Here is a 16,268-nt window from a genome sequence, read left to right as displayed (position 1 = left end):
ATTCACTTGTTTGCCTCCTGATAGTAAGTTAGAGAATCAGTAAATTACAGCCTAGTTGAGATCCAGTGTACGGTGGGCCGTAGGAGGCATTTCGTCACGGTCGGTCAACAGCTCAATAACGGCTACGCGGTTAAGTTCAACTGCTTGGCTGATTGCAGAGGCAAACTCCTCTTGCGTCTCTGCGCGGAAGCCGGCGGCTCCCAGGGACTCAGCAAATTTCACTGCATCCATAGGGACTTCGAAAATGGTTCCATCGATACGTCCTGTTGTTTTTTCCATACCCTTAAGTGCCATATCCAGCTGCATATTGTTCACAACGATGAAAATAACCGGGATATTCTTGCAAACCGCTGTGTTAATTTCAGTTCCGAGCATCATGAAACAGCCGTCACCGGTAATGCAGAAGACCGTCTCTTCCGGCGAAGCAGTTTTGGCACCGATGGCCATGCCGATTGAATTCCCCATGCAGGCAAAGTAGGCATCAAATACAAAGCTCCCCGGTTTCTTCACGTTGAACCATTTGACCGCATTGAAGCCGTGGCTGCCGTCATCAACAAACACACTGCTGTTGTATGGAATCAAATCGCTCATCGTGCTCATTACCGAAGCCAGCGAGAGCTTGGGCAGCACTGGCAGCTCTTCAGTATAATGATTGGAGATCTCTGTTTCACGTCTGGTTATGGTGGACGGATCAACCTTGCTGAGATACAGCTCCAGGTTGTCACGCAAATCGCCGCCGACGGAAAGAGTGCGGGAAGTCAGTATTTTACCAACAAAAGTAGGATCAACATCGAACTGGATCAGCTGATCCGGATGATTCTCCCTCTTCAGATTGCATATGGTCATATCACTCAGACGCGAACCAAGCACGATAAACAGATCACTGTTGTTCAACATCTCATCCCCGTGCGTACATCCCCCAACGCCCACAGGACCGTGATAGAGCGGATGATCCGCAGCAATGGCTCCTTTACCGCCGGGAGAGGTTACTACAGGTATGTTGAACGTCTCGGCCAATTGAACCAGTTCCTTGTGCGCACCGGAGCGGTTAACCCCTTTACCCGCAATGATCAGAGGTCTGCTGGAAGCATTGATCGCTGAAATGAACCGTTCGTAGTTGGCGTAGCTGACGAGCTTTTCCCGCTGCGGCAGGACAATCCGGCATTCTTCAAGGCGCTCGGTCTGAACATCAAACGGAATACATAAATGAACAGGTCCTTTCTTGTCACCAAGGGCGATAGACAGGGCATGATTGAAAATTGTACTGAAATGGTCGCCGCGTTCAACCAGCTTGCTGAAAAGAGTGGCTGGTCTGAACATGTCCGCCAAATCAGCGAGATAGGATGTAGAATCCTGACACTGGGGAATACCCAGCTCTTTAATGGACTGATGGCCTGTAATGAATAGTACCGGGAGATTGTTGGCTTTGGCGTGTGCTGCTGCGGTTAGCAGGTTCGTTCCGCCTGGACCGGAGGTGCCGAAGGCTACCCCGAGACTGCCTGTTTTCAGTGCATAGCCGCCTGCTGCAAAGCCGGAGCTGGACTCATGTCGGCCGGGAATAAACTCAATGCCATAGTCAACAAGCTTGAGGGCTATAGGACAAATGGACTTGCCAATAATACCAAAAGAATGTGTTACCCCAAGATCGCGTAATGCTTCCGCCATATAATCTGCAACTGTCTTCAGAACATCCACCCCACAAGTTGTTTTTTGATTGTATGCTAGCAATAGAAAACCTGTACTCGAAATAGGAGCACAGGCCTGTTGCACGAATCACCATTACTGAACCGGATTCCCGGGGGGTTCATAGTTTTTCAGCAACCTGGCTGTCATGATCTCACCGGAAAAGTGAGACTGTAGATCCATGGCTTTGCGTCATTCCCTTTCGGTGAATTTTGCCTCTTATGTTGTTATCAATACAGCGAAGGATAATTTTCCTTTACAATATATTCCTCGCTCGCCTTTTGTCAATAAGCCTTGTGCAACAAAACGCGAAATTTGGCGAATATTCAGAAGTAATAGGAGATGAAATAATAGATATTCAAACTTTTGAAAATGGATGCGTCTGGAAGGCCAAAGTCTTATAATGCAAATGCAGAAAAAGAGCAGGGGTTAATCTGCATAAGCCATAAGCCTCATAACATTATAGGAACCTCATGAAACCATGCGGATGTATTAAAATTATAGGCTGGTAGAACCCCGGAATAGGTCTTAAGAAATGGGTAATTAAAATTTGAAATTATGTTAGTTTATTAGTAATAAAGAATTAGCAGTAAAGAAGTGCAAAGGCGGTTTTTTTGCGTTATGCACTATTTTAACACTTTGTGAATATTACATCACAATCTTTTTTTTCATGCCAAAAAGAGACCTTTCCCTCAGACTGCTCTGTGGAAAAGGTCTCTTTGGGCTGCTGCTAGAATTTGAAAATATGGATTGTTTTTTGCAGCTGGAAGACAGATTGTGTCATTTTATCGGTCTCTTCCGCTACGGACTGCAGGGCATGAATTTGTTCGTTCATCGCTGCGGATACCTCCTGGGTACCTGCTGCTGTCTCCTGGGTAATGGCTGAGATATTCTCTATCGCTCCAGAGATCTTGAGCGCGCTCTCCAGCATCAGATCACTCTCTGCGGAGAAGGAGGAGATCTGCTCGGTTATGTATTGCACACTATGTACGATTTGCGCGAAAATATGTGCGGTCTCCGTAATCATCTCGTTCTGCACCTGAACAACCTCTTCATTAATAGCGATATTATCGATAGCCTGCTTGATATCGGCCTCGATGCTACGGACCAGCCCGAATACTTCCTTGGTGGAGGCGGTTGATTCTTCGGCAAGCTTGCGGACCTCCTGGGCTACTACTGCGAAACCACGTCCGTGTTCACCTGCGCGTGCAGCCTCAATAGAGGCGTTAAGTGACAAAAGATTGGTTTGTTCGGCAATTTCCGTGATGGTCTTGGTGATCATGGTAATCCCGCGGGCATTCTGTGAGAGTGCTTCGATCGTATCTGCTACTTTTTGCGTAGCCTGGATATTCTTCCGCATGCCTTCGGCTTGAGTGTCCACGGACTGGCGTCCCTTTTCAACCAGCTCCAGCGTATGGGTGGAGCGTTTATTCATTTCTTTGGTGGAGTTCGTATAATTGGAGACTTTAGTTTCGATATCTTTGATCGATTCCGTCATGTCGGCAATATCTACCGAGATTTCATTCGCACCCAGGGCAAGTTCGTTGGAGGAGGAGGCTACCTGTGTCATTACGATCTTAAGGTTCTGGTTCTTGTCCTCAATACCCCGGCTGGCATCCATAACCTGGCGGGTAAGCTGTGAAACATCGGTTAGGATCTTCTTCAATTTATCGATCATAGTGTTGAAGGAGCGGCTGATGTCGCCCATTGATCCGTTCTCGTCTGCACGGCTGGTGAAGTCGCCTTTGGCGATCGTATGCGTCACATTGGAGATATCCTCAAATGAAGATGTAAGCGTTCTCTCAATGAAGCGCGCAAGCGGGTAGGTCAGTGCAGCCAATACCGCAATCAGAATAATACCGATAATTACCTTGCCCATTGCGATGAGCGTAATTAATACAGGGACAGCGAATAAAGCGGCGACCAGGTAACATCCGGCAACGATTCTTTGTTTTAACGGCAGCTTGTTCATCCAGTCCATAGACTATAGTTCCCCCTAGAAATAAATATTGTGTATTGTAATATTATAGGGGATTAAAGCGTAATCGGTCTATTGTAAGAACTGACATAATTCTTTCCGGCTGTTCAAAAAGAGTATGTTTACACATTGTCTGCATATAATGCAGCCGCTTCGCGCAGAGTGGTCGCAACATTGTCAGCAAGCTCTGCCGGAGCGGTAACTCTAATGCCCGGGCTTAGGGATAAGATGATCCTGCAGGCAGACTCCAGCGTATTGAATTCGGCTTCGACTGTGTACCAGCCGGGTAAGGGTGAATGCTCCTTGAGTAGTACGGAAACATAACGTTCTTGTTTGAGATCCTTCATTATATTGTCCTTCACGAGCAGCTTGGCAGGATAGCGGGGCAATGCAGATTTGAATGCCATAGTAGAAGCTTCCCAGAAATGAGCCAGATTGAAATCATGGGGTCTGCTAAAATATTCATCCGTGACTTCAGCACTACTTATTCTGGATACCCGGTAGGTCCGCATTTCACCGCCTGTTTCGGCCACGGTATACCAGACACCACGTTTGGCTACGAGTCCAAAGGGTGAAATCAGCCGCTCTGATCTCTCCTCCCCGCGCATGTAACTGATTATCACTTTTCGGTCCTCCCATATAGCCTCCTGCAATGCAGTGAGACTGGGATAGGTTTCGCCCGACGGATGCCAGCCCGCACCATCAATATGAATACGCTCATTAAGAAGGCTGAAAGCTGCAGCGGGTTGTCTTGCACCAGCGGCCTGCAGCTTACGGACAGCGGAAGAGAACTCCGCCTGAATTCCCAGCGCCTGCAGAATGGCCGGGTCTGCCGGCAGCAGCAGCGCACCAATCTCTTTAGGGTTCATACCTGTCAGGGAGGTCCGGTAGCCCTCAGCCAGCCTCCAGCCTCCCTCCCGGCCGCGTTCTGCCAGCACGGGAATGCCGGAGATGCTCAGTGACTCCATATCCCGGAAGATGGTACGTTCGGAAACCTCCAGCGTTTGTGCCAGCTCGCGGGAGCTTATTTTACCGCGGCTTTGCAGCAGCAGCAGAATGGATAATAAACGGTCTGCTCTCATGGATGAAGACCTCCTGGTTATAAAGAGATTTTTCTGATTATTCAGGAACGGCAAAGCCGTTTCCACTTAAGCAGAACATATTTTAAGTTTATCATATATATATGTCAGTTGATGTCATATATAAGAGTTGATATTAATAAAGTGAGCCGTTGGTGCAAGGGGAGCTGCGGCTGGGATCGCTGTGATTCCCTTATCGCCTGGCTGGATGCGTACAGAACTGGTGCTGGAGAGCATGAAGACGCATGAAGAGCACTGGCAGGAGGTAGAGGAGCTGCAGGCCAGTGAGACTACGGCGTACACCGGCCGGGCTGCCGCAGCGCTCGCTGCTGATCCTGAGGTGATGCAGCTGACAGGCAGACCTCAGCAGGTGGGGATGTCTGGGTTGAGAAATATGTGTATACAGACACAGAGGGGCGGGGGGGCCCCATATTTAATATTCCGGAATAACCCCGAAGCCGCAAGATGTAAAAAACACTCTTTTGAAATGCCGGCACGTGCCGGCATTCCTCAAGAGTGTTTTTTGGTGCGCTTATATTGAACTCAGGTATTCCAAGAACATAAGCCTGCGTTCTTCAGCTACAGCAGAGTGATTTCTTCCGCAGTATTGATCTCCGGCAATCCGGCGAGCTTGACTAGTACATCCTGCGGAACAGCCTTGTCAGCGGTCAGCAGCATAATTGCAGCTCCGCCGACAATTTTACGGCCAACCTGCATGGAGGCGATGTTGACGTCGTTCTGACCGAGCAGTGTACCGACGAGTCCGATGATACCCGGCTTATCGTTGTGGGAAATGACGATCTGATGACCTTCCGGAGCGATATCTACCGGGAATTTGTTAACCTGCACAATCCGTTCGCCATAGCCTTGCAGCAGGGTTCCGGCAACCAGGCGTTCTTCGTCATGCTCAGCCTTGAGTGTAACGGTAATGAGGTTAGTGAAGCCTTTGGTTTTGGAAGCTTTGGTTACTACTACGTTAACATCACGCGTCTTTGCCAGGTGCATGGAGTTGACAATATTAACATCCCCGGCAAAATGGCGGGAGAGCACGCCTTTGACAATATAGCGGGTCAGCGGCTGTGTATCGACGTCGGAGAGGTCACCGGCATATTCCACATGAATCTCACGGATCGCTCCATCCGTAATCTGAGTCACGAAACTGCCGAGCTTCTCGCCGAGGGTGAAGTAAGGCTGCAGCTTGTTCATTACACTAGGAGCAACCGGAGGGATGTTCACGGCGTTAATGAACGGCTCGTTACGCAGAATATGCAGCACTTGCTCCGATACATCGATCGCAACATTCTCCTGGGCTTCAACGGTCGAAGCGCCCAGATGCGGGGTCACGATAATCTTTGGATGCGAGAGGAACGGGTGATCCGCTTCCGGCGGCTCTTTCTCAAAGACGTCAAACGCAGCACCGGCAACAATACCGCTGTCGATAGCTTCAACCAGTGCCATTTCATCAATTACACCGCCTCGGGCACAGTTGATGATGCGCATTCCTTTTTTCATGACTTCAAATTGCGGACGGGAGATCATGTGGCGGGTTTCCGGTGTCAACGGTGTGTGAACAGTAATGAAGTCTGCTCCCCGGACGATGTCATCTACCGAAGCAAGCTTTACTTCCAGTTTCTCTGCACGGTCTGCAGTCAGGAAGGGGTCGTAGGCCAGAATATCCATTCCAAAAGCCTTGGCCCGTTTGGCTACTTCGCTGCCGATCCGTCCCATGCCGAGCACACCCAGGGTTTTGCCGCGCAGCTCTACGCCGAGGAAAGTCTTTTTGTCCCATACGCCGGAAATGGTCTTGGCATAGGCTTGAGGAATGTGACGGGCCAGAGCCATCATCATGGCAAAGGCATGCTCACAGGTGGTGATCGTATTTCCGTCCGGAGCATTAATGACCACCACACCGCGTTGTGTGGCTGCCTCCAGCTTAATATTGTCCACACCGACCCCGGCACGGCCAATCACTTTAAGATTAGTACCGGCTGCGATAATTTTCTCAGTCACGGTTGTCTGGCTGCGAACGAGTAAGCCGTCGTATTCGCCGATGATTGCAATAAGCTCGTCTTCACTAAGTCCTGTTTTTTTGTCCACAGTCACATCGCTTGCGTCCATCAATTGCTGAATGCCCAAATCACTGATCGGATCCGATACTAATACTTTAAACATGGTCTCTTGTCCTCCTTCAAATTGGAAAGCCTATTATATATGCCAAGGATTCCCTGGTGGGGTAATCCGCAGTACCAGATTCATAAAAAAGGAATGAAATTTGTCGGAACAACGGGGCAACGCGTTGTCGCATAAAAGAAAAGGCGTGCAGAAGTACTGATTCAGGCAGCGTATGGGCAGGGTGGGCGGATTTAGAGAATCCGGGTACAAAAAAAACTCCCTACCCCATACTACTGCCGTAGTAAGGGACGAGAGTTCTCGTGGTACCACCCTAATTCACTGCAACGGTCAAGAAGCAGCCTCATTGGCCTGAATAGGCCACACTGGTAACGGAGGTGATCCGATTGTATCTACTCAAGGTTCAATACAATATCTCAGGAGCGCTAAAGATTTCCGTCTGCCACCGGTTTGCACCACCCACCGGCTCTCTGAAGACATCAGTAATCTTTGTTCCATCATCGCTTTTGCTTGATTAATTTTTCATAATGTAACATGGTGATGCCAAGTGTGTCAATAGTCTTCTTCTACAGTGTGCCGCCTTGAAGTGAGCCCTGTTTTTCGTTATGATGCAATAACTGGTTCTACTCATAGAAGAAAGGGAGCTGCGGCATCGTTTCCTTGCCGTAATATTGCTCCCGCCATTTAATGAAGTCCTGCTCCTGCACAGCACCGGTAGAAATGAGCAGGGTGACTGACGACTGGATATCCCCAAGCTTCAGGGAATTGGCGGTTCCGGAATAGATCATATCGTCGATCTTGGCTGTAATATCCTGCGGGTCATAACCGGCATAAATTCCGCGGTTCAGCATTATGTTTGCGATAGAAGCATTCTTGAGGAGCAAAGGCATCTTTTTCCACTGAATGAAAGTCAGTGTCTTCAGCTCCCCGGATACATCGGGTATAGCAGAGTTGGCCTTGGCTCCCCACTTCAGCATAGAATCATAGAAATTCTTCTGGGCCATCAGTCCGAATTTCACAGCGCTGGCGGTAAAATTATCACTTCTCAGCAGCTTGGCGGCTTCTGCTCCTGAAGATCCAGCAGAGACCTTCCCTGAAGCCTGTGAGAATAGAGTCAGGCTCTTAAGGACGTTAAGCTGTGACTCATACAGCAGCGGCGAATTGGTGAAGATGGAATCCTGCGTGACCTTATCATACTGCTTGTCCGCCAGAATGCTAAGGTTCTTCAACGTTGCCGCGTTCTGCCGTGCATCTGTGCTCCGTGCAAGGCTGTCCACCTGATCGTTCCAGTTGCGCTTGAATTCCCGATAGGGCAAAAATACGTTATGATAGAACGTAACAAGATCCTGCTGCTGGTAGGAACCGGAGAATTCCTCCGTAACTTCATGTCCGGCCAGCTGTGCATATTTGGCCTCCGTTTTGTCTGCTCCAACCTTTACTCCCGTAAAAAATGAGGCGAATGCGGATATTAGAAACAATATAAAACCTAGTGTGTACAACATTTGAGTGCGGGAGGTACGGCTGTTCATAATTAGTGCTCCTTCTTATAGGGAAATTATCTTATGTAAAAATATTAAAGAACAGGCAGGTTACAATGAAAAAATTCAAATTGGGTGAAATCAAAATTAAGAAAGCCGATCCTCAGCAGTTAACAGACAAGCTGCTGTTAATTAATCTGTATATAACTCAGGGCCTTACTCTATTTATCGGTTTGATATGGATATTATTACAGAAAAGAAATCCTATTCACATATTAAATTTTCCGGAGAATGCACATTTTGTGTATTGGGGCCTTGGACTTGCTGCTGTTATGCTGGTTGTTGATTTCCTGCTGACCCATATTGTGCCTGAGGACAGCATGGATGACGGGGGAATTAATGAGCTGCTGTTCGGTAACCGTCCTTTGTGGCATATTATTGTCATTGCAGCGATTGTCGCAGTATGCGAAGAGCTATTGTTCCGTGGCGCCATACAGCATTCACTGGGGCCGTACTGGACGAGCATTCTCTTCGCTGTTATTCATGTGCGTTATCTGCGCCACTGGATTCCAACAGGCTGGGTATTTCTCAGCAGCTACGGCCTCGGCTACATCTATATTCATTCCGGCAGTCTATGGGCACCGATCCTGTGCCACTTCCTCATAGATTTGTTCTCAGGAATGGTGATTCGATACAGGAGGGCATCATGAGCGAAGAACTAAGCCGGGTAAGGTCCCGCCAGAAACAGTATAAGGGCGCAGGACAGTCTCCTGTCAAAGAAAATAATGGAAATGGTTCTTCCGAATCAGCTGCCAGACAGCTGGATACTCCAGTCCTTGCTCCAGGAACTTTATCGAGAAAGGTCCGACATGCTGAGAAGCAGACCTCTAGGAAACCGAAGCGTGAAGTGGAGCAGCAGGAAGGAGAGGCAACCCCCTCCCGGACGCAGAGTTATCCGTCAGAACGAATCCGTTTCAGCAAAATGTTTATTAACTCGCTAATCGTCATATTTTTAATGCTGCTCGCCTTTCTTTTGTTCTGGGGAATAAAAGGAGCACCTCCGCTGCATGAGCTATGGCAATGATGTGGCTGCTGATTCTCTTGAGCGTATGTGCTGGAACGGCGGGGACTGCGGGTATAGTCATGGTTGCCGCAGCCTTCAAAAAACGCATTATTGCCGAGGAAATAGTGCTGGACAGACTGCCGGCTGCTTTTGACGGCTTCCGTATTCTGTTCATTACGGATATTCACCGCCGGCGTCTTCCAGCTGTGATGCTGGCACCGCTCCGCGGGAAGGTAGATGCGGTCTTCCTGGGCGGCGATCTGACGGAGAAGGGCAGTCCGGCAGACCGCCTGCTGGATAATATGACATTTATAGCATCTCTGGCGCCTGTCTACGCAGTTCATGGCAATCATGATTACCGGGCGAATACCTCGCTTGTCGATAATATCATCCGCGGCAGCGGAGTCAGACTGCTGCTGGATGAGAATGTGACTATAGAACGGTCCGGTTCAAGAGTTATACTCACCGGCATGGATTTCCCGAGAAAAGGCGGTAAGAAGGCATATTCAGCACTGCCGCCCGTGGCTGCCGCAGATACAGAGCTCCTGCGGATCATCCTGGTGCATGATCCGCTGTGGCTGTCCCAGCAGCAGGAAGTGCCCGCTGATCTAATATTGGCTGGACACACACATGGCGGACAAGTCGTGCTTCCCTTTATCGGAAGCAGGCATGGTGATGAATTCTACCGTCACTATAATGCCGGCATGTACGAAATTCCCGGGTACGGGAATGTAGATCACCCGCTGAAGCTGCTGATCAGCCGGGGTTTCGGGACTGCGCACTTGCCGCTGCGCTGGGGCAGCCCGGCCGAGATGCATGTACTTACACTCCGCTGCCGGCCGGATTAACTTGCCTGGAGCCGTTTTGCTTATTCCTGTGATTTTAGAACCGGTCCTCTATCTATAGTTATAAACAAAAAATCGCTCAAGCCGGAAGGATGGCGGATACCTTCATTCGGCTTGAGCGATTATTTTTGTTGTAAAGCAGTATGGATTCTAACGCATTTTCAGTTCAATGCTGCGCGGATCGACAAAGCTGTAGCCTTTGCCTTCAAGCGTAGTCAGCAGTGTATCCAGCGCTTCCACAGTCCACGGAAGCTCGTGCATCAGAATATTGCTGCCGGAATGCAGCTGGCTGGTAACATTCGTAATCAGCTTTTCCGTTTTATCCGTGTCCTTTTCCTTCATCTCCCAGTCCAGCGAGCCGACAGACCAGGTCATATAGAGCAGCCCGTTGTCAGCGGCGATTTTTTTGCCGACGTCCCCGCCTGCACCGTGCGGCGGGCGGAAGAACACGGGGATCTCACCAGTGACCTCTTTGACAATATTCTGCACATCTTCAATCTGTTTCTTTACTTCCGCCTCGGATTTATCCTTCAGCACAATATGATCCCAGCTGTGATTCCCGATAATGCCGCCGCGGTTATGAATCAGCTCAAGCAGCTCAGGATGCTCCTTCACCCGGTACCCGTTGACGAAGAAAATAGCTTTGGCCTTGTGCTTGTCCAGTGTATCCATCAGCGGATTGATTAATTCCGCATCCTTGGGCCCGTCATCGAAGGTCAGCAGGACGATTTTTTTGTTGGTTGCGGCATCGTTCGGGATGATGTCGTAGTTTTTGTTCATATGGTACAGCAGCGGTACTTCCTCTGAAGCTGCTGCCCCGGTTGGCTGATCGGTTGGCGTAACTGCCGCTTCCGCTGTTGTGGCAGGCGTTGGCTGCGCAGCGGGGGATTCCCCGGCAGGAGGGTCCGCCTGAGCCGGAGCAGAGGCAGGCTGAGCTGATGCCGGAGTCTGGGACGCATTCCCCGCAGCGGTGTTGCCTGAATTCCCGACGTTGTTGCTGCAAGCTGACAGCAGAAAAGCAGCCAGGAGCAGCAGTGTTGTTGCTTTACCCACTTTTTTCATCTCGCTTTCTTGTTGTTTGGCTGTATGAGCCGGAATCTTTCCGCGAACACTAAGCATGATTTTACCATACAAGGAGGTTAGAGATATGAATACTTCGTCATTTCTGTGCGGAGTGCTGATGGGTGCGGCCGCTAGTATGATTATGTCCAAAAAACGCAGCGCCATGATGTCTTCACTGCTTCACACGGGCGGTTCTTCAGAAAGTGCCGGTGAGAAGGCCAAGGACAAAATTATGGGAATGGCCATGACCGGCTTTGGAAGTACCGCTGAGGGCAGCAGTCATGATAACGGCTCTCATGCATCCGGCAGCAGTGAACACAAGAAGGAGGATTCACCGGTGAAGTCCAAAGAATCCAACTTGAATATGCTCAAAGACTTCATCCGCAGCAATCCCGACGTGAAGCATGAAGTAGAACAGATTCTCAAGGATACACATACAGCCATACCGGGATTGTAACCGGATTTGGCCGCTGCAGAATCATTTTGGAGACATCAAAGTCGCCAGAATGATTCTTTTTTTGTCCGCGAAGAGGTTTTGAATACATGCATGTGCATACAATGAAAAGGCGGTGAAGCCGGTCTTTGCAGATATTGGGCAGTAAATTGGGCCTTTTCTATATTTATTTACGTGCATTTGTAGCGTCAAAATGATAACATACATACATAGTAACCATTTTTGGCTCATTACTCGGGACTCATCATACATTAATACTAAATGAGCTTGCAAAAGGAGGATCCTGTCATGAGAATAGAGCGATTAAGTCAAGATAAGATACGGATTTTCCTCACTTTTGACGACCTGAGCGAGCGGGGCATCCAGAAGGAAGACATGTGGCAGGAAGTTCCCAAGGTGCACGACCTCTTTACGGAAATGATGGATCAGGCGTATAGTGAACTTGGTTTTGACGCTACCGGTCCGCTTGCCGTGGAAGTGTTCGCATTGCCCGCGCAAGGCATGGTCGTTATTGTGACCCGGGGGAAATATGATCACCATTCGTACGGTGGTCCCGGGGAAGATGAATTGCCTGAAGAGATTTACGAGATGGAAGTTACTCTTGAACAAAGCGACTCCATTGTGTATGCATTCCGCGATTTTGAGGTTCTGGTTGAAGCGGCCCATGTGCTCATCGGCAATATTACTTCTCAAGGACAGCTGTATTCTTATAATGATAAATGGTATCTCTACTTTGATCCGAAGGAATTTGAAGAAGCGGCATTATCGGGTCTTGTAGGCGTGCTTGCGGAGTTTGGAGATTCATCTCCGGTTACTCAGGCTGTTCTGGCTGAATACGGCAAGACAGTGATGGCGGAGAATGCAATCGAGACCTTGTGCACTCATTTTAAACGCCAGGAATAAAGACGGAGAAGGGCAAGGAAGCATCGGCTTAACTGCCCTTCCCTGAGGTTTTGCTGACGGAAGACGATCGTATTTAAGGACGGGCAGTAGTTCAGCCCAGGATTGAAATTTAGAAGGATACTAGTTTTTAGGCGCGGGGGAGGCTATTCGGTGCTTTTGTTATCGGTTATTTCGTCAGCAGTGGCACCGGGTCTTGCGCTGCTGACTTTTTTCTATCTGAAAGATAAGTATGATCAGGAGCCGCTCCACATGGTGCTGAAGGTGTTCCTGCTCGGCCTACTTATTGTTTTCCCGGTTATGATCATCCAGAGGGGTCTTGTGCTCGGTCTGGACGGCGGCCCTTATGTGGATTCGTTTCTGATCTCCTCCGGCGTGGAGGAAGGTCTGAAGTGGTTTGTGCTGTACCATATGATTTACAATCATACCGAATTTGACGAGCCCTATGATGGAATACTATACGCCGTAGCGATTTCGCTCGGCTTCGCAACGATAGAGAACGTAATGTATGCCTGGTACAGCCATGCTTCAATCGGTTCAATGATCATGAGGGCGCTGCTCCCGGTATCCGGCCATGCCATGTTTGGTGTCATTATGGGATACCATATGGGGAGGGCCAAGTTTTCAAACGGAGTCAAGACCAGAGGAATTCTGCTTATTTCCCTGCTGCTGCCATGGCTCTGGCACGGGATTTATGATTTTATACTGACGACTACGGCTAACTATTGGATCTGGTTCATCGTGCCCCTGATGGCTGTTTTATGGTACGGAGGCATGGGCAAGGTGGCGCGGGCCAACAGCCGCTCCCCGTTTCGTTTTTTGAAGCGGGAGGAAGAGGTTAACCTATAATAGAGATGGACACACTTAATCCTATAGGGCAGTTCCGTAAGGCTAGGAATTCCAGAGAGGAGAGGGGTGTCTTTTTTTGCGTGTAAAAGTTCGGATTATCTGCAAACAGTGCGGCGAAACCTACATATTAAGAGGTAACAAGGAGCAAGGAGTCATTCAAACTGGCTTCAAGCAATGCTTATGCAGCAGTGTCAGCGGTTTCGATATTGAAGAGCGCGCCTGACAACTGTTAATAGAATAGAAGAATTTATATGCTTCGCATGATACTTATCCTTCTATTTCTCGCCAGAACGCCCCTCCTTTAAAGGAAGGCGCTGCTGTTTCCGCATGGGTGCATAAGACTTCTCAGTTATTGTCAAACTAACGGCAATAAGCTACTGAAAGGAGTTTGGCGGACCTATGTACAAAAGATTAAGCGCTATAATGTTCCCGCTGACCGCACTCTTGCTGCTTGGAGCACTGGTCTGGGGGTATCAGGAGAACCAGGAAAAGAATTCGATTCTGATCAAAGCGGAGAACCAATATCAGCGTGCGTTCCATGATCTGTCCTATCATGTGGAGCAGCTTCATGGAGAGCTGGGTAACACGCTGGCAGTCAACACAACCTCCAACGGAATGCACCGCAAGGGCCTTGTGAATGTATGGCGCATTACGAGCGAGGCGCAGAACGAGATCAATCAGCTGCCACTTACGCTGCTGCCGTTCAGTGAGACGGAGGAGTTCCTCTCGAAAATCTCTAATTTCTCTTACAAGGCAGCGGTACGTGATTTCACCAAGAAGCCGCTGACCGAAGGTGAAATGGCTAACTTGAAGACACTTTATGCGAACTCGGCGGAGATCTCCAAGGATCTGCAGGATGTCCAGAACAAAGTCATCAGCAACAGGCTGCGCTGGATGGACGTCGAAACGGCACTTGCTACAGAGGAGAAAGCGGAAGACAACACGATCATCGACGGGTTCAAAACTGTTGATAAGCGGGTTGCTGCCTATCCTGAGCTGGACTATGGGCCATCGGTAGCAAGCATCTATGATAAGCGTTCAGTCAAGAAGCTGGGCGGTAAGCCCGTCACAGCAGAGCAGATCAAAGCCAAGGCTTTGAAATTCGCCGATTTGGGCGGGAATGCCAATGTGAAGATGCAGGAGAATGGTAAAGGAACCGAATGGGCATCCTATACGGCTACAATCACATCTAAGGAACACAAAGAGCCGGTCACGATGGATTTCACCGCAGAAGGCGGGCTGTTGATCTCCTACAACGACAACCGTGAGGTAGGGCCGGCCAAGGTGTCCATGAAGCAGGCCGTGGAGAAGGCAGGCAGGTTTCTGGAGAAGAAGGGTTATCCCGGCATGACCGCAGTCAGTGCAGACAGATATGATAATCTGGGCAATTTAACCTTTGTTACCAGCCAGGATGGTGTCCTGATCTATCCAGAGAAGATGACGGTACGGGTCGGACTGGACACGGGAGAAGCCACCGGTTTCCAGGCCAGCGATTATGTGCAAGAGCATAAGGAGAAGCGCGTAATTCCTAAGCCGAAGCTGTCACTGGCCGAAGTCAGAGCGATGCTGAACCCGGAGTTCGAGGAGCTGTATAACAGGCTTGCCTGGATTGAGAATGAAGATGCTGAAGAACTGCTGACCTATGAATTCGGAGGCAAAATCAACGGATCTCAGTTCCGGATCTATCTCAATGCTGCTGACGGTAATGAGGAAGCGGTAGAGCAGATCCGTACGTCTTCCGGAGCACAGGACAAATAACCGGACATTCCGCAGTGTAAGCTTAATCTTAAGAAAGGCGCATTTCCAAAACCGGAAAGCGCCTTTTTTGCTGGATGTATAGCGGGATTTAACCTCTTAGCCCAATAATAATTCTGACCGGGTATGAAAGGCCATGCTATAATCGGGTTAGCATTAATTACTAACTCAAGCGGCGGTGACAGGTTTGTATCCCAAAATCAACGAATATTTATACCTGCAGGTTGCTTCCAGCGATGCAGCGGAGTCAGAGGTCGAATACCGGGCAAGAATTGCTGACATGGAGGAAGATACTTTTCTGATAGAAATTCCCATGCAGGAGAGTAACGGGCGGCTGAAAAAATTGTTTGTCGGAGATGAGCTGTCTGTTTATTTTCTTACAGAAGGCGGAATTAAAAATTATTTCAACACCCATGTAATTGGCTTCAAGGAAGAGGTCATCCGGATGGTGCGGCTGCGCAAGCCGGCAGTGGAATCCATCTTCAAGATCCAGCGCCGCAGCTTTTTCCGCGTGAATGCCGAGCTGGAGCTCGCCGTTAAAGATTCTTTGGGCAGCCGCTTTCTGGTGCGGACTGAGGATATCGGCGGTGGAGGGACCTCATTCTTAAGCGATGCCAAAATTACTTTGAAAGTTGGAGATAAGCTGGCCTGCTGGCTGCTGGTAGCATACCGTAACGGCAGCACGGAGCATGTTAATTTCGAAGGTGAAATTGTACGGATCAAAAAGCTCGAAACCGGACGCAATCTGGTCATGCTGAAATTTTCGTCCATTTCTGATTCGGAACGCCAAAAAATAATCCGTTACTGTTTTGAACGCCAATTTGATTTCCGTAACCGGTGACGGTGCAGTGCGGGAGATTCCCCAAAAGGCATCAATATAAGCTTTTTTCTCCTCAAAAACCTCCGAGTCATTTTGCACTGAGGGTTAAACTGTGGTATAATTTTATAAGTCGCAGGCAATGCCTGCTTTTTTCTTGATAATATGAGCAAGT

15 protein-coding genes, 1 riboswitch and 1 other annotated feature are annotated in these 16,268 nt (G+C 49.1%); of the genes, 9 read left to right on the top strand and 6 right to left on the bottom strand.

Going from position 1 to position 16,268, the window contains the following annotated elements:
- Positions 1–51: 51 nt before the first annotated feature.
- The 3 genes from R50912_RS21265 to R50912_RS21255 all read right to left on the bottom strand — a co-directional run bounded on the left by R50912_RS21265 (position 52) and on the right by R50912_RS21255 (position 4,743).
- Complete coding sequence (locus R50912_RS21265; RefSeq protein WP_052416588.1) at positions 52–1,695, bottom strand: thiamine pyrophosphate-binding protein; 1,644 nt, start codon at positions 1,693–1,695, stop codon at positions 52–54.
- Positions 1,696–1,813: 118 nt separating this feature from the next.
- Positions 1,814–1,910, bottom strand: a riboswitch (cyclic di-GMP riboswitch).
- 503 nt (positions 1,911–2,413) lie between these two features.
- Positions 2,414–3,664, bottom strand: a complete 1,251-nt coding sequence (locus R50912_RS21260; RefSeq protein WP_042237673.1) for a methyl-accepting chemotaxis protein — start codon at positions 3,662–3,664, stop codon at positions 2,414–2,416.
- Positions 3,665–3,783: 119 nt separating this feature from the next.
- Positions 3,784–4,743: a helix-turn-helix transcriptional regulator gene (locus tag R50912_RS21255; RefSeq protein WP_042237671.1), complete on the bottom strand. Its 960-nt coding sequence runs from the start codon at positions 4,741–4,743 to the stop codon at positions 3,784–3,786.
- A 181-nt stretch (positions 4,744–4,924) separates the two neighbouring features.
- On the opposite strand from R50912_RS21255, the gene R50912_RS21250 reads away from it, so the two are divergent.
- Positions 4,925–5,281 (top strand): Rossmann-fold NAD(P)-binding domain-containing protein, encoded by a 357-nt coding sequence (locus tag R50912_RS21250; protein WP_197072951.1) that lies wholly within the window; start codon positions 4,925–4,927, stop codon positions 5,279–5,281.
- Positions 5,282–5,319: 38 nt separating this feature from the next.
- Here the strand turns inward: R50912_RS21250 and serA are convergent, their stop codons facing one another.
- The gene (serA, locus tag R50912_RS21245) at positions 5,320–6,912 is read right to left on the bottom strand and encodes a phosphoglycerate dehydrogenase (protein ID WP_039301745.1); all 1,593 of its coding nucleotides are present in this window, start codon (positions 6,910–6,912) and stop codon (positions 5,320–5,322) included.
- Between the two features lie 241 nt (positions 6,913–7,153).
- Positions 7,154–7,380, bottom strand: a binding site (T-box leader).
- A 113-nt stretch (positions 7,381–7,493) separates the two neighbouring features.
- Positions 7,494–8,399 (bottom strand): hypothetical protein, encoded by a 906-nt coding sequence (locus R50912_RS21240; RefSeq protein ID WP_042237668.1) that lies wholly within the window; start codon positions 8,397–8,399, stop codon positions 7,494–7,496.
- A 65-nt stretch (positions 8,400–8,464) separates the two neighbouring features.
- Here R50912_RS21240 and R50912_RS21235 point away from each other — a divergent pair, with 65 nt between their 5' ends.
- Genes R50912_RS21235 through R50912_RS21225 form a run of 3 tightly spaced genes read left to right on the top strand, consistent with a single transcriptional unit; the run spans position 8,465 to position 10,259 of the window.
- Positions 8,465–9,058 (top strand): CPBP family intramembrane glutamic endopeptidase, encoded by a 594-nt coding sequence (locus tag R50912_RS21235; protein WP_042237666.1) that lies wholly within the window; start codon positions 8,465–8,467, stop codon positions 9,056–9,058.
- Positions 9,055–9,432 carry a hypothetical protein gene (locus tag R50912_RS21230; protein ID WP_042237664.1) on the top strand — a complete coding sequence of 126 codons (378 nt, stop codon included), beginning with the start codon at positions 9,055–9,057 and terminating at the stop codon, positions 9,430–9,432. Before R50912_RS21235 ends, R50912_RS21230 begins: the two co-directional genes overlap by 4 nt.
- Positions 9,429–10,259, top strand: coding sequence for a metallophosphoesterase (locus R50912_RS21225; RefSeq protein ID WP_197072950.1), 831 nt, complete (start codon positions 9,429–9,431; stop codon positions 10,257–10,259). Before R50912_RS21230 ends, R50912_RS21225 begins: the two co-directional genes overlap by 4 nt.
- Positions 10,260–10,406: 147 nt before the next feature.
- Here R50912_RS21225 and R50912_RS21220 read toward each other — a convergent pair whose 3' ends face one another.
- Positions 10,407–11,318, bottom strand: coding sequence for a polysaccharide deacetylase family protein (locus R50912_RS21220; RefSeq protein WP_231637686.1), 912 nt, complete (start codon positions 11,316–11,318; stop codon positions 10,407–10,409).
- Positions 11,319–11,403: 85 nt separating this feature from the next.
- On the opposite strand from R50912_RS21220, the gene R50912_RS21215 reads away from it, so the two are divergent.
- From R50912_RS21215 to R50912_RS21195, 5 genes are all read left to right on the top strand, one after another.
- A complete protein-coding gene (locus R50912_RS21215; protein ID WP_039301760.1) occupies positions 11,404–11,775 on the top strand; it encodes a hypothetical protein in 372 nt (123 codons plus the stop codon).
- Positions 11,776–12,060: 285 nt separating this feature from the next.
- Complete coding sequence (locus R50912_RS21210; protein ID WP_039301763.1) at positions 12,061–12,675, top strand: genetic competence negative regulator; 615 nt, start codon at positions 12,061–12,063, stop codon at positions 12,673–12,675.
- A 150-nt stretch (positions 12,676–12,825) separates the two neighbouring features.
- Positions 12,826–13,521 (top strand): glutamic-type intramembrane protease PrsW, encoded by a 696-nt coding sequence (gene prsW, locus R50912_RS21205; protein WP_042237660.1) that lies wholly within the window; start codon positions 12,826–12,828, stop codon positions 13,519–13,521.
- A gap of 399 nt (positions 13,522–13,920) precedes the next feature.
- Complete coding sequence (ypeB, locus tag R50912_RS21200; RefSeq protein WP_042237658.1) at positions 13,921–15,279, top strand: germination protein YpeB; 1,359 nt, start codon at positions 13,921–13,923, stop codon at positions 15,277–15,279.
- 184 nt (positions 15,280–15,463) lie between these two features.
- Positions 15,464–16,117, top strand: a complete 654-nt coding sequence (locus R50912_RS21195) for a flagellar brake protein (RefSeq protein ID WP_197072949.1) — start codon at positions 15,464–15,466, stop codon at positions 16,115–16,117.
- Positions 16,118–16,268 lie beyond the last annotated feature (151 nt).

Source organism: Paenibacillus sp. FSL R5-0912, assembly GCF_000758605.1.
Classification (GTDB): domain Bacteria; phylum Bacillota; class Bacilli; order Paenibacillales; family Paenibacillaceae; genus Paenibacillus_AQ.
The sequence above is the reverse complement of the archived record's forward strand: the minus strand, read 5'-3'. Positions and strand labels throughout refer to the sequence as shown.